Below are 20765 nucleotides of genomic sequence, written 5' to 3' on the forward strand. Positions count from 1 at the left end.
GACTGTTCGTGGATCATCCCAGGAAATCGACCGGCACGGGAGGCGGGCCGGACTCGTTCACGAGCCCGCCGCTTGGCGTTCGGCCGCTGCTGCCTCCTGTTCGATTTGCGCAATCGCCTCGGCCTGGATTCGCTCGAACTGCGCGGCCATCGCCTCGGCGAGCGCCTGCGCGCCGGAGAGCGGACGCACCATCACCATGAACTCGTCGATCCGGCCGTCGGCGTCGAAATGCAGGAAGTCGCATCCGGTGATGCGCTTGCCCGCGACCGTGGTCTCGAAGACCAGCGCGTGATCGCTGCTGTCCGCCGCGCCGACCTCCTTGATGTAGCGGAAGTCCTCGAACACCCGCATGACACCGCGCAGGATGGCCGCGGTGATGGCCTTGCCCGGGTAGGGCTTGAAGGCGACCGGACTGGTGAACACCACATTGTCGGCGAGCAGGGCCGCCATGGCCGCCTCGTCACGGGCCTCGACGGCCTTGCGGAAGGGGTGCATGATTCCCTCGTTTCCTGTAGTCAAATCATTGTCTACTATCTTCGAACAGTAGCGCGCAACTCCTGACGATGTCCAGGTAGAACGTATTCAATAAATTGACTATCAAACAGCTGTCGATCCCGCGCCCGCAGCGGCCGCGCATCACCGGGCCAATAGACTCGCCGGGTGCGACATAGGCAGGCCGATGGCTCCATGGACCTCACGCAGCTGCGGACCTTCCTGGCCGTCTAGCGGGCCGGGTCGATCACCGCCGCCGCGGGTCAGGTCGGCCTCTCGCAGCCGACGGTGACCACCCAGCTGCAGGCGCTGGAACGCCAGGTGGGACGGCCGCTGTTCGAGCGAGCCTGCGCGCCAATGACTTCGGCGGGGTGCCCCTGGTGACCTACGCCCCGGATCTGCCGATCGTCCGCCGCTACTGGCGGCACGTCTTCGCCACCCGGTTGGAAGCCGACCCCGGCCTGGTGATCCCGGACCTGCGCGCCGTCCTCGCCGCGGTGGTGGCGGGCGCGGGCGTCTCGGTGCTCCCGAGCTACCTGTGCACCCGTGAATTGGCCTCGGGCGCCATCGAAAAGCTCTGGGACCCGCAGGATGCGCCGATCAATACCGTCTTCCTGGCCCGCCGGGTGGGCGGTCCCGTCCGCCCGCACGTGGACCGGGTGCGCGCTCGCCTGCTCGCGGCCGCGCGCGAATGGCACGACTGCCCGGACTGACGACCACGGCCCGGTCCCCCAGGGAACCGGGCCGTGGTGGCACGTCGGACCGAATCCGTACCGTCTACTTCTCGATGAGACCGTACTGGGTGAGCAGTTCGCCGATCTCGTTGTTGCCGAGGCGCTTCGCGAGCGCGCGCCAGAGCAGGTCCGGGCCCGGGAGGTCGATGGGATCGCCGTCCCGGAGGCGGCTCATGGCGGCCAGCAGGGTGCGGACGTCGTAGGTGGAGTTGAAGACCTCCGGGACGCCGCGTTCGATATCGAGCAGCCGGTACGCCGCCTCCATGCCGGTGCGCACCGAGTACTCGGTGGTGAAGATGCAGTCGCGGCTGGTCTCGGCGAACTGGCCGATGAAGGCGAAGTTGACCGAACCCTCCGGGACCACGTCCGGGCGGTCACCCCCCTTGCGGGGCATGAAGAAGGCGGTCACGTAGGGCATCATGACCGGCACGCACTTGGCGCCGCTCGCGGCCAGCTCGGGGATGTCCGCTTCGGGAACGCCCAGGTGGTACAGCCACTCCTGGGTGATCTCCTCGCCGGTGCACTCCTGCATGGTCTTCTTCACGTAGTCGCCGGGCTTGTCGACGAACAGCGAGTACACCCAGACCACGATCTGGTCCGCGGGCTGCTGCTTGAAGTGCGGCTGCCGGTTGACCGTCCAGCTCATCAGCCAGTTGGAGTCCTTCACGGTGACGATGCCGCCGGTGACGACCTTGCCGCTGAAGGGATCCCGCTTGCAGATCTTCTGAATGTATTCGGGGATTCGCTGATCCAGCGTGGTGACGGTGGCCGATTCCCACTTGGTCTCGGGAATGTGCGAACCGAACACGTCCGGATGGCCGAAGGCCTTGTCCTTGGCGGCGATTCGGCGCCACAGATCCCACGCTGGGGCCGGACCCTCGTCGACCTTGGCGGGCGTGTGGTGGTCGCCCTCGTCGGAGTTCTCGGTGAGCGAGCCGATGGTCATCAGCAGCAGGTCGTCCGGCCCCAGATCGACGCCGCCCTCGACGCCGTCCGAGACCCAGTGGATCCGGGTGGCCTGCTTGCGATCCGCGGTGAGGTCGAAGTCGACATCGGTGACCGTGGTGTCGAACTTGAAGGTGACGCCCTGGTCCAATAGCCAGCGGTAGAGCGGCAGCACCAGCGACTCGTACTGGTTGTACTTGGTGAACTTCAGGGCCGAGAAGTCCGGCAGGCCGCCGATGTGGTGGATGAACCGGTGTAGGTACAGCTTCATCTCGAGTGCGCTGTGCCACTCCTCGAAGGCGAACATGGTGCGCCAGTACATCCAGAAGTTGCTCTCGAAGAAGTCCTTCGAGAACACCTCGTCGATGCGCTTGCCCTCCATCTCCTCACGGGTGGCGAGGAAGATCTTGGTGATGTCCTGCTGCGCCTTGTCGTTCAGCGTGAAGAGGTTCTTGGTCTGGGCGCTCTGACCGCGGTTGACGGTGGCGCGCTCGAGGGAGAAGTTCGGGTCGTCCTTGTTGAGCCAGTAGAACTCGTCGAGCACGCTCGCGTCCTCGACCTCCATGGACGGGATGGTCCGGAAGAGGTCCCACAGGCACTCGAAGTGGTTCTCCATCTCGCGGCCACCGCGAATGACGAAGCCCTTCTCGGGTTCCCGAATGCCGTCGAGTGCGCCGCCCGGCAACTTCAGCTCTTCCAGAATGGTGATCTTGCTACCGGGCATCTGGCCATCACGGATGAGGAAGGCCGCCCCGGAGAGCGAGGCCAGGCCCGACCCCACGAACCAGGCCGTCTTCTCCTCGACGCCTGCGGGCTTGCGCGGCCGCGCGAAGGCTTCGTAATTGCCACTGCTGTAGAACATGAGAACTCCTGTCCGTGAGGTTGGTCTGGAAGGAAACCCAACTCGCGGAGGCTCTCAGGGGCTGACGCCCCTGAAACCCCCTGCTCGAATCACGCCGTGTACTTGTAGAACCCTTCCCCGGCGGCGATGCCCAACTTGCCCTGGTCGATGTAGTTCTCCTTGAGCCACTTGGCGATTCGCTGGGCGTCCTCGTCGCCGTGGGCCATGATGTTGTAGGGCGTGGTCAGGCCGATGATGTCGAGGATCTGGAAGGGTCCGGCCGGCGCGCCGGTGCCGATGCGCCAGGTGTTGTCCACCGCCTCGGGCTCGGCGTAGCCGCCCTCGGCCAGGTTCATGGCCGCGTTCAGCAGCGGCACCAGCAGCGAGTTCAGGACGTAGCCGGCCTTCTCCTTGTGCAGCTCGATGGGCACCATGCCGATGGCGGTGGCGAAGTCCACGACGGCCTGGAAGACGGCCGGATCGGTGTCGGGGGTACCCATGATCTCGGCGGTGTTGAAGTGCCACACCTGATTCGCGAAGTGCAGCGCCAGGAACCGGTTCGGGCGGCCGGTGAAGTCCTTCATGGCGCTGGGCAGCAGCGTGGAGGAGTTGGTGGCGAAGATGGTGCGCTCGGGCGCGAGCTTGCCCAGCTTCTCGTAGGTGTCCTGCTTGATGGCGAGCACCTCGGGAACCGCCTCGATCACCAGGTCGGCGTCGGCGACCGCCGCGGCCAGATCGGAGCTCAGCGCGATGCCCGCCGCGGTCGTCTCGGCCTTGCCGTCGCCCGCGCCCGGCACCTGCTCGCGGTAGGTGGCGGCCAGCTTGTCGAAGCGGCCGCGCGCGGCGGTCAGCACCTCGTCGGTGATGTCGTACGCGGTGACGTCGTATCCGCGGAACGCGGTCTGGAACGCGATCTGGGAACCGAGAACTCCGGTGCCGAGCACGGTGACCTTGCGGATGTCGATGCTCATTGTCATTGCCTCCCTGGGGATGTGAAGAATCCAGCGATTATCTGTGCGATCTGCGCCCGCAGATCCGCCATGGCGTCGTGGCCGGGATGCGCCCCGGTGGACGGTTGCACCAGCGCCAGGTGCAGGACCGCGAAGATGCTGCGCCCCGCCAGCCTGGCCTGCTCTTCCCAACGCACCGAAGCGGTTTCGTCGCCGGGCGGCGTGCCGATCCCGTGGTGGCGCGCGTCGGCGATGAGCCGCTCGGCGATCATGGACTCCAGCCCGGCCACCAGCGCCAGGCCCTCGGCGCGGTAGGTGTCGGTGGGGGAGCCGAACAGCAGCTCACGCTGATAGACGATGGTGTTCTCGGGCCGCTGCTCGGCCGCGCGCAGGAGCGGGCGCAGCAGGGCCGTCACCGCCTCGACCGCATCGGTCTGCGTGCGGGCCGCGGCGGCGCCGTCCGCCAGCGCGGTGCGTAATTCCTCGTTGTAGACCATCAGCAACAACTCACCCTTGGTGGCGGCGTAGCGGAACAGCGTCCCAGCGGCGATATCCGCCCGATCGGAGATTTGCTGAGTGGTAACTCTATCGAATCCGTGCTCAGCGAACAGGGTGGCGGCGGCCTCGAAGATGCGTGACTGCTTGTCGTGCATCTTGCGCTGGCGTCGGCCGACGTGCACTGGACTGGCCTGTGTGACCATCGGACACCTCCAACCTGAATCAAAAAACTGAGTGGACTCGAAAATGAGCGTACTCCGAGTTATCGATTGCGCAACCCGGCTGGGCTGCCGAATCCGCCTGGGCCGCCCGCCGGTAGTCGCGGCACAGCTCATCGGTCGCGTAATCCGTTACCGCGCAGTGTTTTCGGCATGGCTGTGTAATTGTTCCCGGGCCGCACCGGGGCGTCGCCGAACGAGCCGGCCGGGTCTGCCGGGCGTATGTTGGTCGGATGGCCACGCATCTCACCCACTGGGGCGTTTTCGAGGCGAGCAGCGACGGGGACCGGCTCACCGCGGTGCGACCCTGGCGAGGTGATCCGGAACCCACCCCGCTGATCGAGAATGTGGCCTCGGCTCAACATCATCCGGCGCGCATCGCACAGCCCTACGTGCGAAAGGGCTGGCTCGAGAACGGTCCGGGACCCGCGGCGCGCGGCGCCGACGAGTTCGTGCCGGTGTCCTGGGACACCGCGCTGGATCTGCTGGCCGGTGAATTGTCCAGGGTGTACCGCGAATTCGGACCGACGGCGGTGTACGGCGGTTCCTATGGCTGGGCCAGCGCCGGGCGATTCCACCACGCGCAGAGTCAGGTTCACCGCTTCCTGAACTGCCTCGGCGGGTATGTCTCGCACCGCAACAGCTACAGCCTGGGCGCGTCGACGGTGTTACTGCCGCACATCCTCGCGGACATGGGCACGATCATGTCGCACGCAACGACGAAATCGGTGCTGGCCGCGCATTCGAGGCTGGTGGTCTCGTTCGGGGGACTGTCGCCGAAGAACACAGCGGTGTCGCCGGGCGGAGTCTCGCGGCACAACGGTCGCGGGTGGATCGAGACGGCGCGGAAGAACGGCTGCCGGTTCGTCACCGTCTCGCCGCTGCGCGACGATATTCCGGCCGAAGCGGACGCCGAATGGATTGCCGCCCGGCCCGGCAGCGATACCGCCCTGATGCTCGCGCTCGCCCAGGTGCTGGACGCGGAAGGGTTGGCGGACAACGCTTTCCTGGACGGCTACACCGTCGGCTACGAGCGCTTCTCCGACTATCTGCGCGGTGCGGTCGACGGCGTCGTGAAGGATCCGGAGTGGGCCGAGCCGATCACCGGCATTGCCGCGGAACGGATTCGCACGCTGGCCCGGGAGATGGCGGGCACGCGCACGCTGGTCACGGTGAGCTGGTCGCTGCAACGCGCCCGATACGGCGAGCAGCCGCTGTGGCTCGGCGTGGTTCTCGCCGCCATGCTCGGCCAGATCGGTTTGCCCGGAGGCGGATTCGGCCACGGCTACGGGTCGGCCGCGAATGTCGGTCTGGCCGTGCGACTCACCTCGCCGCCGCGCCTGCCCCAGGGCGTCAACGGCGTCGATGACTTCATTCCGGTCGCGCGCATCGCGGACATGCTGCTGAACCCCGGCGCGCCTTACGAATACGACGGCGAGCACCGGACGTATCCGACTATCCGGCTGGTCTACTGGGCCGGCGGCAATCCTTTCCATCACCACCAGAACCTGGCCCGGCTGCGCACCGCGTTCGGCCGTCCGGACACCGTGGTGGTGCACGATCCGTTCTGGACGGCCACCGCCCGGCACGCCGACATCGTGCTCCCGTCGACCATGACGATCGAACGCGACGACTACGGCTCCGGCGAGGGCGACCGCTTCCTGTTCCCGATGCCGGCCCTGACCCGCCCGCACGGCGAGGCCCGTGACGACTACTGGATGTTCGGCGAGCTAGCCGAAAGATTGGGCGTTGGAAAGGAATTCACCGAGGGCCGGACAACGCGGGAGTGGCTGCGCCACCTCTACGACGAATGGCGCGACCGGCTGCACGACCGCGGTCACGAGGTGCCGGACTACGACTCGTTCTGGGCCGGGGAGTCGATAGACCTGCCCATCGAGGCCGAGGAGCACATCGCGTTCGCGGACTTCCGGGCCGACCCGTCGGCGCACCCGCTCCGCACCCCGAGCGGCCGGATCGAGATCTTCTCCGAGACCATCGCGGGCTTCGGCTACGACGATTGCCCGGGACATCCGGTCTGGCTCGAGCCCGACGAGTGGCTGGGCAGCCCGCTCGCGGCGCGGTTTCCGCTGCAGCTGGTGGCCAACCAGCCCCGCACCAAGCTGCACAGTCAGCTGGATATCGGCGCGCACAGCCAGTCCACGAAAATCTCCGGCCGCGAACCGGTCCGGCTGCATCCCGACGACGCCGCCGCCCGCGGCCTCGCCGCGGGTGACATCGTCCGGATCTTCAATGACCGCGGCAGCTGTCTGGCCGGACTGGATATCAGCGACGCGGTACGTCCCGGAGTCGCACAGCTGTCGACCGGCGCCTGGTACGACCCGGACCCGGCCGACCCGGCCTGCTGCCGTCACGGAAACCCGAACGCGCTGACCGACGATCGCGGCACCTCCCGCCTGAGTCAGGGCTGCACCGGTCAGCTGTCCCTGGTGGAGATCGAGCCGCATACCGGCCCGGTCCCGCCGCTGACCGTCACCGGCCCGCCCGCGATCACCGGCTCCTGAGCCCGCTGTCCGCCGTGAGGGCATCGATCACGGTGCGAGCCGCATTGGACGGCGTGCGCTGGACGGCATGGCCGACCCACAGTTTCCAGGGCAGCGGCCGGGGTGCGAATTCGGAGTGGGGCACGCCGGGGGAGAGCAGCGCGACTGACTTCGGGATGAGGACCATCCCGAAGTCCTTGGCGGCCAATTCCAGTGCGAAGGCCTGGTCGGCCACCTCGATCACGGGAACGCGGCCCGGAAACAGCTCGTCGGCGATGGTGCGGATGCCCCAGCCCGGCGGGAAGTCGATGTAGCGCACGCCGTCCAGGTCGGCGGCCCGGAACGGACGCCCCGCCAGCGGATGGTCCGGCCCGGTGCAGAGCACGAGGGTCTCCTCGGCGATGAGATGCGTGGTGATGCCCGGAAATTCGCTGCTCATACCGGCCAGCAGCGCCAGCTCGAGCGAATTGTCGCGCAGCCCGGCCACATTCCCCGCGACGCCGGAGATGCTCTGCCGCATCTGCAGGGTCACCGCCGGAAACCGCTGGTGCAGTTGGGCGATGATGCCCGCCAGGTCGAAATTGTGGATGTTCATGAGATTGCCGACGACCACCTCGCCGCAGATCTCGCCGCGGGCGGCGTCGATGGCGTCCACGATGTCGCGCCGGGCACGCAGCAGCGTCCGGGCGGGAGCGACCATGGCGCGGCCCGCCTCGGTGAGTTCCAGGGTGCGCGGCGTGCGGTCGAACAGGCGTACCCCGAGTTCGTGTTCGAGCTTGCCGACGCTGGTGGAGACCGCCGATTGGACCAGGTTGAGGGCGCGGGCCGCGGCGGTGAAGGACCGATGGTCGCAGCAGGCCAGGAAGCATTCGATCTGACGCAACTCCATCCTCCGAGCCTACCGATGCCATCTACTTCAGAGATGGCAGTATCGAAAACCATCGCTTTTGTTGATCCATTGCCGCACCCACCATGAACGGGTGACTGATTCGATGACCGTGGCCCCCGCCCGGCCCGCGCCCGACACCGCGACAGCGCCCGGCGCAGCGCTGACCCGGACGACGGTGCTGGTGTTCGCGGTGACCGCGGGCTCCTCCGCGGCCGGCAACTACTATCTACAACCCCTGCTGCATCAGGTCGCCGGGGATCTGAGCATCTCCACCGCGACCGCGGCCCTGCTGGTCAGCGCCGCGCAGATCGGCTATCTGTGCGGCCTGGCCCTGCTGGTGCCGCTGGGTGACTTCCTGCGCCGCCACCGTATGGTCCCGGTGCTGCTGCTGGCCTCGGTTGCGGCCCTGCTGGTTTCGGCCTTCGCACCCGATTTCGCGGTGCTGTTCGCGGGGGTGGTGGCCACCGGTGTCGCGGCCTCGGCCGCACAGGTCGTGGTGCCGTGGGCCTCGGCGCTGGCCGATCCGGCCCGGCGCGGGCAGGTGGTCGGCACGGTGATGAGCGGACTGCTGCTGGGAATCCTGTTGTCGCGGGTGCTGTCCGGGGCGGTGGCGCAGCTGGGCGGCTGGCGGGCGGTGCTGCTGGTGGCGGCCGGACTGCAGGTGGTGATGGCGGTGAGCGTGTACCTGCTCGCGCCCGCCACGCCGCGGGCGGCCACGGGTGAGAGCTACCCGCAGGTGCTGGCGTCGATCCTGGGGCTGATCCACCGGCACGCGGTGCTGCGGCAGCGCATGATGCTGGGTTTCATCCTCATGGCCTGCTTCTCAGCAGTGTGGACGGCCATCGCGTTCCTGCTGTCCGGGTCGCACGGAAGTGATTACCACTACGGCGAATTCACCATCGGCCTGTTCGGTCTGGCGGGTGTGGTCGGGGCGCTGGGCGCGCCGGTGGTCGGGCGGATGGCCGATCGCGGGCACCTGCGCCGCGTCACCACGCTGACCTGGCTGGTGCTGCTGGGGAGCTGGGCGCTGATGGCCTGGGGCGGGCACAGCGTGGTCGCGTTGATCGCCGCGCTGGTGATCTTCGACTTCGGCATCCAGGGTGCGCATCTGACCAATCAGAGCGCCATCTACACCCTCGATCCGGCCGCGCGCAGCCGCCTGACGACCGCGTACATGGTCACCTACTTCCTGGGCGGTGTGGCCGGTTCGGTGACCGCCGGGGTGGCCTACGAGGCGGGCGGCTGGGCGCTGGTGTGCGAGATCGGCGTCGCCGCAACCATGCTGGGCCTGTTGCTGTGGGCGGTGTTCGCACTCCGTCCACAGCGCGCGGGGGTGCGTCAGCCCGTCATGTCGGCGGGCAGCTGACCGGACATGGCAATCGCCTCGGCGAGCAGGTCCGCCGTCGAGAGCAGTTGCTGCCGCGTGTGTTCCGAGGTGATGAAGAAGCGGAGCCGCTCCTTGCCCACCGGGACCGCCGGGGCCGAAATGGCCCCGGCGTACACGCCGTGCTGGAGCAGGTGGGCCGAGACGAATCCGGCCCGGATCTCGCCCGGCACGATCACCGGCAGGATCGGGGTGCCCTGGGAGTCACCGAGATTCAGCTCCCGCTCGCGCAGCGCGGCATCGAACAGGCGCGCGTTCCCCCACAGTCGGGTGACCCGTTCCGGCTCGGCCTCCAGCACCTCCAGCCCGGCCAGCGCCGCGGCGATGCCGGAGGGCACGGGCCCGCCGGTCAGCATGGCCACGCCGGGCGCGCTCGACTTCATCGCCCCGATGAGATCGGCGTCGGCGGCGATGAACCCGCCGACGCTGCCCAGCGCCTTGGACAGCGTGCCCATCCAGATGTCCACATCCGCGCCGGCCATGCCGTAGTGCTCGCGAATGCCGTGCCCGGTGGGTCCGAGGACGCCGAGCGAATGGGCCTCGTCCACCATGACCGCACAGTCGAATTCCCGTGCGACGGCGGCCAGTTCGGCGACGCGGCCGACGGTGCCGTCCATGGAGTAGTGGCCTTCGATGACCACCAGCGCCCGGTCGAATCCGGAGCGCGACATCTTCAGCACCGACCGCAGCGAGTCCGGGTCATTGTGCCGGAAGTTGATCCGGCGGCAACCCGCCCACTGCGTGCCCGACACCACGCTGCCGTGAATCAGGCTGTCGCAGACGGCCACATCGCCCTCGCGCAGCAGGAAGCCGATGACCCCGGCATTGGTCAGATAGCCGCTGGTGGTCACCATGGCGTCGCCCACGTCGTAGATCCCGGCCAGCCGCTGTTCGAGTTCGCCGTAGAGCGGGATCTCGCCGGAGACGATCCGGCTGGCCGCCGCGGACGCGCCGTACTGGTCGAGCGCATCCTTGGCGGCTCGCACCACCCGGGGGTGGCTGGACAGCCCCAGGTAGTTGTAGGCGCTGAAGTTCACCAGGTCGGTGTCCAGGGCCCGGATCACGGTGTCGTTCGGGCTGGTTCGCGGCAGGAACATCGGGTTCGGCATCCCCGACTGCCCGTAGAGCGCGCCGATGGCGGCCCGCTTCACCACGGCCGCGGCGACGTCAGGGTGATCGGCGAACTGACGGCCGGGACCGCGCGGGGTGCGCGCGGCCGCGGTCCGGCCCGGCGGTGCGATCCCGGTGGACACCGGGTGCGGCACCGCGGTGCCCGTGGCCGTCGTCTCCTTGATCCCATTGCCCGCCAATAGTTTCCGGGCCAGATCGCGTGCGGACTCGGTCATGCCGGCACCGCCTGGCCGCTGGTCGCCGCGTCGCCGCCGACCAGGAGTTCGGCCGCCCGGGCGCCGGCCTGCTGGAGGGTGAAGGACCGGCCGACCTTCATCGACATCAGGTCCACGCCGAGCGTCTTGCTCACCAGCGCACCGAATTCCACCGCCATCAGCGAGTCCAGGCCCAGTTCGGGTACCGGTACGGTCAGATCGATGGAGTCGGCGTCGACGCCCATGACCACCGCCAGCTGTTCGGCCAGCATGTGCGCCACCACGTCGGCGCGCTTCTGCTCGTCGAGCTCGCGCAGCGCCGCCACCAGATGTGATGCGGCCGAATTGTCCTCGACCGCGGCGGCGATGCGCTCGGCGGTGCGCCCGGTCATGGCATACCAGGACACCGTGGCGGCCACCCGGGACCAGTCGATGGGAATGATGGACGCATGGTGGTGGATGCCGAGTTCCAGTGCCTTCTCCAGGTATTCGGTGCCCTCCTCCATGCTGATCGGGTCGAATCCAGCGGTGCGCAGGTAGCGGGACACGTACTCGTCCTCGGCCATCCCGCCGCCGGACATGTGGCCCCAGCCGACCGACAGCGCGGTGCCGCCCTGCCGCGCCACCACGTCCGCGGTGGCATCGAGTGCGAGATTGGCCGCGGTGTAGGCGTATTGGCCGATGCTGCCGAAAATGGCGCTGCCGGAGGAGAACAGCACGAACATGTCGAGGTCGGCCCCGGCGGCCTCGATACCGCGCCGGAGCGCGATCACGCCCTCGGCCTTGGGCCGGTACACGGTGGCGAGGCTGTCCCGGCTCATATCGGGTACGCGCTTGTCGTCGAGGCTGCCCGCGGTGTGGAACACGCCGCGCAGCGGGTGGTCGGCGGTGTGCGCCCGCGCGATCACCGCGGTCATGGCGTAGGCGTCGGTGACGTCCACCCGCTCCTCGACCACCTCGACGCCCTGTTCCTGCCAGAGTGCGAGCTGGGTCCGGGCGGCCTCGGTCCGCGGGCCGCCGCGCCCGAGCAGGGTGAGCCGCCGGGCGCCCAGCCCGACCAGCCAGCGGCCCATGGCCAGGCCGAAGGCGCCGAAACCGCCGGTGATCAGGTACTGCGCCGCCGGATCCACGGTGACCGCCGGAATCATCGGGCGCACCTGCGGCGCTTCGGATTCCAGGCTCACCGCGATGCGGCCGAAGTGCGCCGACCGGGCCACGTCCTCGAAGGCCTTGGCCACGTCGGCGGTGTCGTACAGCTCGTAGGGCAGGTACCGGTAGATCCCGGCGGCCAGCTTCTCGTGCACGCCCTGCACGAGTTCTCCGGTGAGCCGACGCTTGAACGCGAGCATGCGGTCCAGGTCGAAGGAGTGGTAGGAGAGGTTCTTGTCGAAGTACCCCAGGTCGAGCACGCCGCCGGTGTAGATGTCGGCCTTGCCGATCTCCACGATGCGCCCGAACTCGGCCACCGCCTTGAAGTTCCGGCGCAGGATCTCCCCGGGCGCGGTGCTGATCACCACGTCCACGCCCCGGCCGTCGGTGAGACCGAGGACGTCGTCGGCGAAGTTGAGCGAGCGGGAGTCCAGCGCATGGTCCGCGCCCTGCGACAGGACGTGGGCCCGGCGCTCGTCACTGCTCGCGGTGCCGATCACGTTGGCCCCGTGCAGTTTCGCGATCTGCACCGCCGCCGAGCCGACGCCGCCCGCCGCGCCGTGCACCAGCACCACATCGCCGGCCCGCACCCGCGCCAGCTCCAGCAGCGAGTGCTCGGCGGTGGCGAAGGCCACGGTGCTCGTGCACTGGCCGACCTCGGCGCTGTCGGCGACCCGGGTGATCAGGTCCGCGTTGGTGGTGTGGAAGCGGGAGATCATGGCCTTGGAGGTCAGGAACACCCGGTCGCCGACGGCCACAGTGTCGACATCCGCACCGACGCGGACGACGACGGCGTCGGCCTCCATGCCGGGTTCGGTGCCGTAGAAGGTGCCCGCCATCTCGCGCTCGCCGAGCACGCCGATGACCTTGAGCGGGTCCTTGTAGCCCAGGCCGATGGCCAGGATCCGCACCTCGACCTCGGCCGGCCCCGGGGCGCGCCGGTCGCAGCGCCGCCACGCCAGCCGGGACAGCACCCGCGACTTCGGCAGCTCCAGACGGAAATTCGCCTCCGGATCGGTGAGCGGTTCGGCCCGGTCCAGGGCTTCGAGCCGGTCGGGCAGGGTGGCCGCGACCACGGTCACCCAGCGCAGGCCGTTGCGCAGCACCACCTCGTCGGAATGGTCGTAGGTGAAGGCGCCCGCGATGGCGAGCTCGGCGGCCAGGTCCGCCTCGGCCACCTCGGGATTCACGTCGATCAGCCGCCAGCGCAGCCGCGACTGCTCATTGAGCAGCACCCGGCGGGCGCCGGCGAGGGCGGCGTGGGCCGGGTCGGGCGCGGCATCCTCGTCCGGGTGCGCGAAGGCGCGCTCGGTGACCAGGGAGACGTGGATGGAACCGTCACCGGTCATGGGGATCTCGTCGCCGCGCTGCTGCAGCCAGTCCTCGAGGAAGCCCTCGATCGTCACCGCGATCCGGCGCAGCGTCCAGAGCGCGTCCAGGTCGGTGTATTCCGAACCCGCCACCAGGACGACGTGCGTGCGCTCGACGCCGCTCAGTGCCACGATCTGCTGAAGCCGTTCGCGCACTGCGGCTTCCAGGTCCTCGCGGGTCGGATCGCCGACCGCTAGCACCTCACCGTGTGCCGTCGTGCCCGCGATGAATCCGGCGCGCGGACCGGCCTCGGTGGCGAGGTCGATGGCCAGGGTGTACGCCGTCTCGGGGGACGGCAGCGCGCTGATGTCCACGGGTTCCCGCATGTCCCAGCGGTCTTCGTAGAAGTAGTCCGTGAGCCGTTGCAGCGCACCGCGATCCGGGTTGATGGCCCCCAGCCGCAGCCCGATGATCCGCATGACCACGTTCCGCTCGGCGTCGAGCAGGTCGTAGTCGCAGGTCAGATTGTCACCACTGTGCAGCCGCGCCACCACGGTCACCTGGTCGGGGATGGGTGCGAACACTCGCACCCCCTCCACCGCGACCGGAACCAGAGCGCCCCGTTCGGCATTCGGCGCGGTGGCGAGGACCGCGCCGAAGCACTGCACGGCCGCGTCGACCACGGCCGGGTGGGCGAGGTGGCCGCTGTCGCGGGCGATGGCGCCGTCCAGGGTGGCGACCACGGTATTGCCGGACACCCGCAGCTCGGTGGCGCGGCGGAAGGCCGGGCCGTAGTCCAGGCCGCGTGCGGCGAAGGCGGTGTAATAGGCGTCCGGGTCGATGGCGAGCATCTCCTCGAGCGCCGGCAGGTCGGCCTTGCTCGGCTCGTACACGCCCTCGACCAGCCGGCCGGTGGCATTGATGGTCCAGTTGATGCTCGCGGGCTCGCGGGAGCGAATCGTGAACCGCCGCGTGGATTCCTCCACGTGCAGCTCCACCACCGGCGCCATGCCCTCGTCCACCACCAGCGGCGCGAGGAAGCGGACATCCTCGACGGCCACCCGGGTGGACTCGGTGCGCAGCGCCGCCGCGCTCAGCGCCGCGTCCAGATAGGCCGCGCCGGGCAGGATCCGGGAGCCGCCCACCACATGGTCGGCCAGCCACGGCAGATCGCCCACGCTGAGCTGGATGCGCCAGGCCGTGGTCGGGTCCTCGAGCATCGGATCGCCGAGCATGCGGTAGCCGTCGGGGGTGCCGTACTTGAGCTGTTGCACGCCCAGCAGCTCGACGCGCAGCCGGGTGCGCTGCCACGGATAGCGCGGCAGGTCCACGTGCGGGGTGACGACCGCGCCGAAGAGGGCGTCGATATCGAGCACGCCCGCGGTGTAGAGGCCCGCGACGGTCTGCCGGACGCTCTCGTCGTCGGCCTGCTTGCGATTGAGGGTGGCGACGGTGGTGCCGGTCTCGCCCGCACCGATGAGGATCTCGCGAATGTTGGCTCCCAGCACCGGATGCGGGCCGACCTCCAGGAACACCCGGCTGCCCGCGCCCACCAGCTCGGTGACGGCGTCGGCGAAGCGCACCGGCTGCCGCACATTCGCGCACCAGTACTCGGCATCCCAGTCGCCCGCGCCGACGCGGGTCCCGGTCACGGTGGACCACAGGGGAATTCGCGGATCGGCGAGCGTCAGATCGGCCAGCTCCGTGCGCAGCTCGTCGAGGATGGGGTCCATCAGATAGCTGTGGTAGGGCACCTCGACCTGTAGTCGGCGCGCGAAAATGCCCTGCTCGGTGAGGGATTCGGCGATCTCGTCGAGCCGCTGCTCATGGCCGGCCAGGGTCACCGCGCTCGGGCTGTTGACCGCCGCGATGCTGACCAGCTCGTCGCCCTCGATCAGCTCCAGGGCCGCGGCCTGTGGCAGGCCGATGGCGAGCATGCCGCCCGAACCGGCCGTGGTGGCCTGCAACCGCGCCCGGTGGTAGCTGACCAGCAGCGCGTCCCGCAGCGAGAGCATCCCGGTGACGTAGGCGGCCGACACCTCGCCGACACTGTGGCCGACCACGGCGGCGGGCCGGATGCCGAGCTCGTCGAGCAGCGCGACCAGCGCCACCTGGATCAGGAAGTTGGCGGGCTGGGCGACCGCCGTCGTTGTGACCCGCGATTCCTCCTCGGGCCGTAGCAGTTTCTCGACGATGGACCAGCCCGAGATCTCCCGGAACACGGCGTCGATCCGCTCGGCGGCGGCGGCGAAAGTGCCACCGGCGGTAAGCAGTTGGCGGCCCATGGCCCACCACTGCGGTCCCATGCCGGTGAAGACGAAGACCGGCTCGGGCACCTTGCGGGTGATCACCTTGGCGGTGCGGCCCTCGCCATCGGCGAAGTCCACCAGGGCCCGCACCAGCTCGGCATCGTCACCGAAGGTCAGGCCGGCGCGCACGGGGTGATGGTGGCGGCGCGTCCAGGCCGCCTCGGCCAGCCGGGCGGGGTCGGCGCCCGCCGCGATCAGTTCGGCGAAGCCGCGTGCCAGGGCGCGAGCGGCCGTGTCGTTGCGGGCCGAAATCGGCAGCACTCCATGGTGTCCGGGCTCATGGGCGGGCGCCTCCGCCGGGATGTGCTCCTGGAGGATGGCGTGCGCGTTGGTGCCGCCGTATCCGAAGCCGTTGACCGCGATGGTCATTCGCGTCTCCGGTGCGACCGGCTGGGCCTCCAGTTGCAGCGCCAGGCCGAGCTCCTCGAAGGGGATGTCGGGGTTGGGTTCGTCGAGCCAGCCCTGCGGGGCGATCGTGCGATGGATGATGGCCAGCGCCGACTTGATGACACTGGCGATGCCGGAGGCCGCCTCGGTGTGCCCGAGCTGCGCCTTCACCGAGCCCACGCCCAGCGGTCCGGTGCGCTCCGCGACCCGTCCGTAGGCGCGGCCGATGGCCCGCAGCTCGAGCGGATCGCCGACCGGCGTGCCGGTCCCGTGCGCCTCCACGTAGGTGACCTGGTGCGGCGCGATGCCCGCCCGCTCGGTCACCGACTTCGCCAGGGCCTCCTGCAGATCGGCATTGGGCACGGTGATGGCGGTGGTGCGCCCGTCCTGATTGGACCCGGTCGCCTTGACCACCGCGTAGATCCGGTCCCCGTCGCGCTCGGCGTCGTCGAGCCGCTTCAGGACCACCATGCCCGAGCCCTCGCCGCGCCCGTAGCCGTCCGCGCTCGCGTCGAAGGGCTTGCTGCGGCCGTCGGCGGCCAGGAAGCCGCCCTTGCACATGGACACGAACGTCTCGGGCTGCAGCATCAGGGTGACGCCGCCGGCCAGCGCCACGGTGCAGTCGCCGTTCTCCAGCGCCTGGCAGGCCAGGTGGAAGGCCACCAGCGACGACGAGCACGCGGTGTCCACCGTCAGGGCGGGGCCGATCATGTTGAGCGCGTACGCGATCCGGTTGGAGATCATGGTGTACGACGCGCCGGCCGGGGTGTGCATGTCCACCCAGGGCAGCGTCGCATTGGTCAGGGATGTGCCCATCTGGTCGAGGGTGAAGGCCCCGACGTAGACGCCGATCGGCGCGCCCGAGACGCGACCGGCGATGCCCGCGTCGTCCAGTGCCTCCCAGGCGACCTCGAGCACCAGCCGCTGCTGGGGGTCCATGGCGGCGGCCTCCCGCGGTGAGATGCCGAAGAACTCGGGGTCGAAAGCCCACGGATCGCCGGTCATGAAGGCGGCGCGCTTGGTGTACATGCGGCCCGGCGTGCGCTTGTCCGGGTCGTAGAAGCGGCGGTAGTCCCACCGATCGGACGGGATCTCCACGACCCCGTCGCCCTTGTTGATGATGAAGTCCCAGAACGATTCCGGTGAATCGATACCACCGGCGTAGCGGCACCCGATTCCGACAATGGCAATGTCAGACACTACGTCTCCTCGGCAAAACAGAAACGAACCTGGCGATCCCCCCCGAGGCGATGCGGAGCCGCCCGGGTCGTGATCCACGATCCGGGCGTCCGCTGCCGACGTCAGCCGGCGCTGACGCGCGTCGGCGGACGCAGCAGGAAGTTCATGTCCGGACCACTACTCCCGATTCGGGTCCGGCCGACCTGCTCGAATTTGATCGCCTCGTAGTAGGCGACGTTCTCGTCCTTGCAGATTCCGCACAGCGCGCGCCCGTGCGCGTCGGATTCGGCGGTGAGCCGGGCCAGTAGCGCGCGGCCCACACCCGCCCGCTGCGCCTGGGGTTCCGCGCCCAGATAGACCAGATAGTTGTGCGGTTCGGCGGGTGCGGTGCGGGCGATGGCGGCATCCACCTCGATGCCCCGCTTGGTCGCGCCGACGCCCATGGCCCACAGCAGCTGGGGGCCCGAAATGGCTTCTCGCCATGCCGGATTGCGGTAGCCGTCCGGAATCCACAGCGACACGCCGACGATCCGGTCGTCCACCTCCGCCACCAGCGTGCCGTCGGCGGGCAGGTAGCGGTGTTTGATCAGAACGCGAAGCATGCCGGGCGCGCGCCGGCGGCGGACCACAGGATCGGGGAAGACGTAGTCCTCGATCGGGTCATCGGACTCGAAGGCCAGGGCGAGCACCCGGACCATGTCCTCGATGTCGGCTTCGGTGGCGCGGCGAACGACCGGTGCATCCGACTGAACCAAAACAGTCCCTTACATTTTCATGCCCGTCGGTGCCCGACCCCGATGACGGACAGTCTGCTGGTGTCCAGTGGTGCCTGCGTGTCCCCTACTGAACGGCAGCCCCGCAGGCTACTGTCCAGTAGGGTACTCGTAAGTTACTGATCATGCGACCGATTCGTGTTGTGGCATAAAACGTTTCACCGGGGGATGGCCTGACGCTGTGACATGTCCTAAGGTTCGCGCGCGTAAAAGCGATATCGCTTCGTTTCGTCCGAGTGACCCATGGTTCCCATAAAGTGGGAGCGTGGCCGCACTTCTAACCCAAGGGCAGACCGGTGAACTGGGCGTCGCGGATATCACCGTGACGGTGCACTTCAGCGCGGGTATCGATCTGGCCGCGCTGCTTCTCACCGATCGGGGCGCCGTCCGCGACGACAACGACCTGATCTTCTACAACCAACCCGCGGGCCCCGGCATCCAGCTGGTGCCCGGGCAGAACGCCGTCGCCGTCAGCCTGGCGTCGGTACCGCAGGGGGTGGCGCACATTCGCATCGTGGTCACCCTGGACGACCGCGACGGCCGCCTCGGCGACTATCCCGCACCGCACATCGGCATCGCCGATGAACGCGGAATCCCGTTGTACGAGTACGTGATCGATGGCCTCGGCAACGAGTCGGCGGTGGCGGCGGTGGATCTGGACCGCGGCGCCGACGGCTGGTATGCCCGGGCCGTCGGCTTCGGCCATCCCGGCGGCTTCGCGGCACTGCTCGCCGATCACGGCGTGTCGATCAGCACCTCGCCGCAGCCGGCGCGCTCGGCCGCGCCCGTCATCGCGCCGGTGCTGCGGGTCGGCGACACCGTCGCGCTGCGGCGGCAGGGCGCCGACCTGAGCTTCGTCAAGATGGGGCTGGGCTGGGATCCCGTCCATGTGCAGCACAAGTGGGGTTCGCGACCGGTCGAGATCGATCTGGACGCCTCGGCCCTGGTCTACGCCGGGCACGATCTGGTGGACGCCGCGTACTACGGCCAGCTGGTGACCAAGGACGGTGCCATCCGGCACTCCGGCGACAACCTCACCGGTGAGGGCAAGGGCGACGACGAGGTCATCACGGTCGACCTGACCCGGGTCGGCTCGCACGTCACCGCCATCGTCTTCGTCATCACCTCCTACGCGGGGCACACCTTCGAGCGGGTGCGCAATGCCTTCTGGCGCTTGATCGACGGCACCAACAGCGCCGAGCTCACCCGGTCCAACCTGAGCTCGGGCGGCCCGCACACCGGGATGGTGGTGGCGAAAGTGCACCGCGAGGACGGCATCTGGAAGGTGCAGGCGCTCGGTCATCCGATCCAGGCCGGACATCCGGTGGAGGCGGCGTCACAGGTCGGTAAGTTCCTCTGAGTTCCGGACCTCGGCCGGTTCGCCCGGCCGAGTTTTCCGGCGAGTCGCCGGTGTGCCGCGGGTGAACAGGTTCATCCGGGTCCGGCCGGATCCTGATACCGGCCATACTGTCGTAGTTTTCGTGGTTCCAATCTGTGTTGCTCTACCCCCTTCCATTGCTGAAACGAGGTAGCTCACATGTTGCGTACGTCACGACGGTTCGGAGTCACACCGAAATCCCTGCTGCTACTGGTCTTCCTGGCCATCGTCGGCCTCGTCATCACCGCCTGCACGGGCGCGCAGGGCAGTTCGGTGGCCGCGGGCACGCTGGACACCGGGTTCGGTGACGGCGGCAAGGTCACCACGGATCTAGGGTCGCAGGCCGATCACGCGAATGCCGTTGTGGTGCAGCCCGATGGCAAGATCGTCGTCGCCGGCAGCACCCAGGATCCGGCCCAGGGCGACAACTTCGCGGTGGTCCGGTACTCCGCGGACGGCAAGCTGGACAGCGCCTTCGGCAACGGCGGCAAGGTGGTCACCGACTTCGGCGGCAAATCGGACGTGGCGAGCGCGGTCGCGCTCCAGGCCGACGGCAAGATCGTCGCGGTGGGCACCAGCCACGGTACCGCCACCGGGGACAATATCGCCGTCGCCCGCTACACCACGGATGGCAAGCTGGACAACGGTTTCGGCGTCAACGGCCAGGTGAGCGCCGACCTGGGCACCGCGGCCGATCACGGCAATGCGGTGGCGGTGCAGTCCGACGGCAAGATCGTGGTGGCCGGCAGCACGCGGGACCAGGTGCAGGGCGACAACTTCGTGGTGCTGCGGTATACGCCGGATGGCAAGCTGGACAGCGGATTCGGCACCGACGGCAAGGTATCGACCGATTTCGGTGGCAGGTCGGATATCGCGAAATCCGTTGTCGTGGAATCGGATGGCAAGATCGTGGTCGCCGGGACCAGCAGCGGCACCACCACCGGTGACAATATCGCGGTCGCGCGCTACACCTCCGACGGCAAGCCGGACCCCGGGTTCGGCGTCAACGGTCAGGTGAGCTCCGATCTGGGCACCGCCGCGGATCACGGCAATGCGGTGGCGGTGCAGTCCGACGGCAAGATCGTGGTGGTGGGCAGCACCAAGGATCCGGTGCAGGGCGACAACTTCCTGGTGGTGCGGTACACGCCGGATGGCAAGCCGGACAGTGGTTTCGGTGCCGATGGCAAGGCCACCACGGACTTCGGCGGCAAGTCCGATGTGGCGGCCGCGGTCGCGCTGGCTCACGACGGCACGATCATCGCGGTCGGCACCAGCAGCGGGACCGGCACCGGGGACAATATCGCGCTGGCCCGCTACACCTCCGACGGCAAGCCCGACAGCGGCTTCGGTGCGAACGGGAAGGTGAGCACCGACCTCGGGACGGCGGCCGATCATGGGAATGCCGTGGCGCTGCAGGCGAATGGCGGGATCGTGGTAGCAGGGACCACCAAGGATTCCGCGCAGGGCGACAACTTCGTGGTGCTCCGTTACGGCGCCTGATT

General features: G+C 68.8%; 14 protein-coding genes. 6 read left to right on the forward strand and 8 right to left on the reverse strand.

The features are described 5' to 3' along the window. Positions 1-57: 57 nt before the first annotated feature. Positions 58-495 carry a nuclear transport factor 2 family protein gene (locus ACWEQQ_RS24160; RefSeq protein ID WP_452349779.1) on the reverse strand — a complete coding sequence of 146 codons (438 nt, stop codon included), beginning with the start codon at positions 493-495 and terminating at the stop codon, positions 58-60. Between the two features lie 285 nt (positions 496-780). On the opposite strand from ACWEQQ_RS24160, the gene ACWEQQ_RS24165 reads away from it, so the two are divergent. Further along, positions 781-876: a helix-turn-helix domain-containing protein gene (locus ACWEQQ_RS24165; protein WP_452349780.1), complete on the forward strand. Its 96-nt coding sequence runs from the start codon at positions 781-783 to the stop codon at positions 874-876. After that, positions 873-1205, forward strand: coding sequence for a LysR substrate-binding domain-containing protein (locus tag ACWEQQ_RS24170; protein ID WP_452349781.1), 333 nt, complete (start codon positions 873-875; stop codon positions 1203-1205). Before ACWEQQ_RS24165 ends, ACWEQQ_RS24170 begins: the two co-directional genes overlap by 4 nt. A 64-nt stretch (positions 1206-1269) precedes the next feature. Here ACWEQQ_RS24170 and ACWEQQ_RS24175 read toward each other — a convergent pair whose 3' ends face one another. The 3 genes from ACWEQQ_RS24175 to ACWEQQ_RS24185 form a co-directional block, all read right to left on the reverse strand. After that, positions 1270-3033 carry an oleate hydratase gene (locus tag ACWEQQ_RS24175; RefSeq protein WP_452349782.1) on the reverse strand — a complete coding sequence of 588 codons (1764 nt, stop codon included), beginning with the start codon at positions 3031-3033 and terminating at the stop codon, positions 1270-1272. Positions 3034-3122: 89 nt separating this feature from the next. Next, positions 3123-3983: a 3-hydroxyacyl-CoA dehydrogenase gene (locus tag ACWEQQ_RS24180; protein ID WP_452349783.1), complete on the reverse strand. Its 861-nt coding sequence runs from the start codon at positions 3981-3983 to the stop codon at positions 3123-3125. Between the two features lie 2 nt (positions 3984-3985). Then, a complete protein-coding gene (locus ACWEQQ_RS24185) occupies positions 3986-4663 on the reverse strand; it encodes a TetR/AcrR family transcriptional regulator (protein WP_452349784.1) in 678 nt (225 codons plus the stop codon). A gap of 248 nt (positions 4664-4911) precedes the next feature. Here ACWEQQ_RS24185 and ACWEQQ_RS24190 point away from each other — a divergent pair, with 248 nt between their 5' ends. Beyond that, positions 4912-7200: a molybdopterin-dependent oxidoreductase gene (locus tag ACWEQQ_RS24190; protein WP_452349785.1), complete on the forward strand. Its 2289-nt coding sequence runs from the start codon at positions 4912-4914 to the stop codon at positions 7198-7200. Here the strand turns inward: ACWEQQ_RS24190 and ACWEQQ_RS24195 are convergent. Next, positions 7187-8068 (reverse strand): LysR family transcriptional regulator, encoded by an 882-nt coding sequence (locus tag ACWEQQ_RS24195; RefSeq protein WP_452349786.1) that lies wholly within the window; start codon positions 8066-8068, stop codon positions 7187-7189. The two genes, ACWEQQ_RS24190 and ACWEQQ_RS24195, sit on opposite strands and share 14 nt — an antisense overlap. Before the next feature lie 103 nt (positions 8069-8171). On the opposite strand from ACWEQQ_RS24195, the gene ACWEQQ_RS24200 reads away from it, so the two are divergent. After that, positions 8172-9434 carry an MFS transporter gene (locus tag ACWEQQ_RS24200; RefSeq protein WP_452349846.1) on the forward strand — a complete coding sequence of 421 codons (1263 nt, stop codon included), beginning with the start codon at positions 8172-8174 and terminating at the stop codon, positions 9432-9434. Here the strand turns inward: ACWEQQ_RS24200 and ACWEQQ_RS24205 are convergent. The 3 genes from ACWEQQ_RS24205 to ACWEQQ_RS24215 all read right to left on the reverse strand — a co-directional run bounded on the left by ACWEQQ_RS24205 (position 9407) and on the right by ACWEQQ_RS24215 (position 17867). Then, positions 9407-10798, reverse strand: coding sequence for an aminotransferase class I/II-fold pyridoxal phosphate-dependent enzyme (locus ACWEQQ_RS24205; protein WP_452349787.1), 1392 nt, complete (start codon positions 10796-10798; stop codon positions 9407-9409). The two genes, ACWEQQ_RS24200 and ACWEQQ_RS24205, sit on opposite strands and share 28 nt — an antisense overlap. Further along, on the reverse strand, positions 10795-17133 hold the full coding sequence (locus ACWEQQ_RS24210; protein WP_452349788.1) for a beta-ketoacyl synthase N-terminal-like domain-containing protein: 6339 nt from the start codon (positions 17131-17133) through the stop codon (positions 10795-10797). The genes ACWEQQ_RS24205 and ACWEQQ_RS24210 overlap by 4 nt, the downstream gene beginning before the upstream one ends. A 101-nt stretch (positions 17134-17234) precedes the next feature. Next, positions 17235-17867: an N-acetyltransferase family protein gene (locus tag ACWEQQ_RS24215; protein ID WP_452349789.1), complete on the reverse strand. Its 633-nt coding sequence runs from the start codon at positions 17865-17867 to the stop codon at positions 17235-17237. A 283-nt stretch (positions 17868-18150) separates the two neighbouring features. On the opposite strand from ACWEQQ_RS24215, the gene ACWEQQ_RS24220 reads away from it, so the two are divergent. Together ACWEQQ_RS24220 and ACWEQQ_RS24225 are read left to right on the forward strand one after the other, a co-directional pair. Next, positions 18151-19245, forward strand: coding sequence for a TerD family protein (locus ACWEQQ_RS24220; RefSeq protein ID WP_452349790.1), 1095 nt, complete (start codon positions 18151-18153; stop codon positions 19243-19245). A gap of 177 nt (positions 19246-19422) precedes the next feature. Further along, positions 19423-20763 (forward strand): hypothetical protein, encoded by a 1341-nt coding sequence (locus tag ACWEQQ_RS24225; RefSeq protein ID WP_452349791.1) that lies wholly within the window; start codon positions 19423-19425, stop codon positions 20761-20763. Positions 20764-20765 lie beyond the last annotated feature (2 nt).

Source organism: Nocardia sp. NPDC004123 (assembly GCF_053603795.1).

Excerpts from the sequence above, each read along its gene's own strand:
- ACWEQQ_RS24160 (WP_452349779.1), bottom strand. The coding sequence starts at position 495 with ATGCACCCCTTCCGCAAGGCCGTCGAGGCCCGTGACGAGGCGGCCATG.
- ACWEQQ_RS24175 (WP_452349782.1), bottom strand. The coding sequence starts at position 3,033 with ATGTTCTACAGCAGTGGCAATTACGAAGCCTTCGCGCGGCCGCGCAAG.
- ACWEQQ_RS24180 (WP_452349783.1), bottom strand. The coding sequence starts at position 3,983 with ATGAGCATCGACATCCGCAAGGTCACCGTGCTCGGCACCGGAGTTCTC.
- ACWEQQ_RS24185 (WP_452349784.1), bottom strand. The coding sequence starts at position 4,663 with ATGGTCACACAGGCCAGTCCAGTGCACGTCGGCCGACGCCAGCGCAAG.
- ACWEQQ_RS24190 (WP_452349785.1), top strand. The coding sequence starts at position 4,912 with ATGGCCACGCATCTCACCCACTGGGGCGTTTTCGAGGCGAGCAGCGAC.
- ACWEQQ_RS24195 (WP_452349786.1), bottom strand. The coding sequence starts at position 8,068 with ATGGAGTTGCGTCAGATCGAATGCTTCCTGGCCTGCTGCGACCATCGG.
- ACWEQQ_RS24200 (WP_452349846.1), top strand. The coding sequence starts at position 8,172 with ATGACCGTGGCCCCCGCCCGGCCCGCGCCCGACACCGCGACAGCGCCC.
- ACWEQQ_RS24205 (WP_452349787.1), bottom strand. The coding sequence starts at position 10,798 with ATGACCGAGTCCGCACGCGATCTGGCCCGGAAACTATTGGCGGGCAAT.
- ACWEQQ_RS24225 (WP_452349791.1), top strand. The coding sequence starts at position 19,423 with ATGTTGCGTACGTCACGACGGTTCGGAGTCACACCGAAATCCCTGCTG.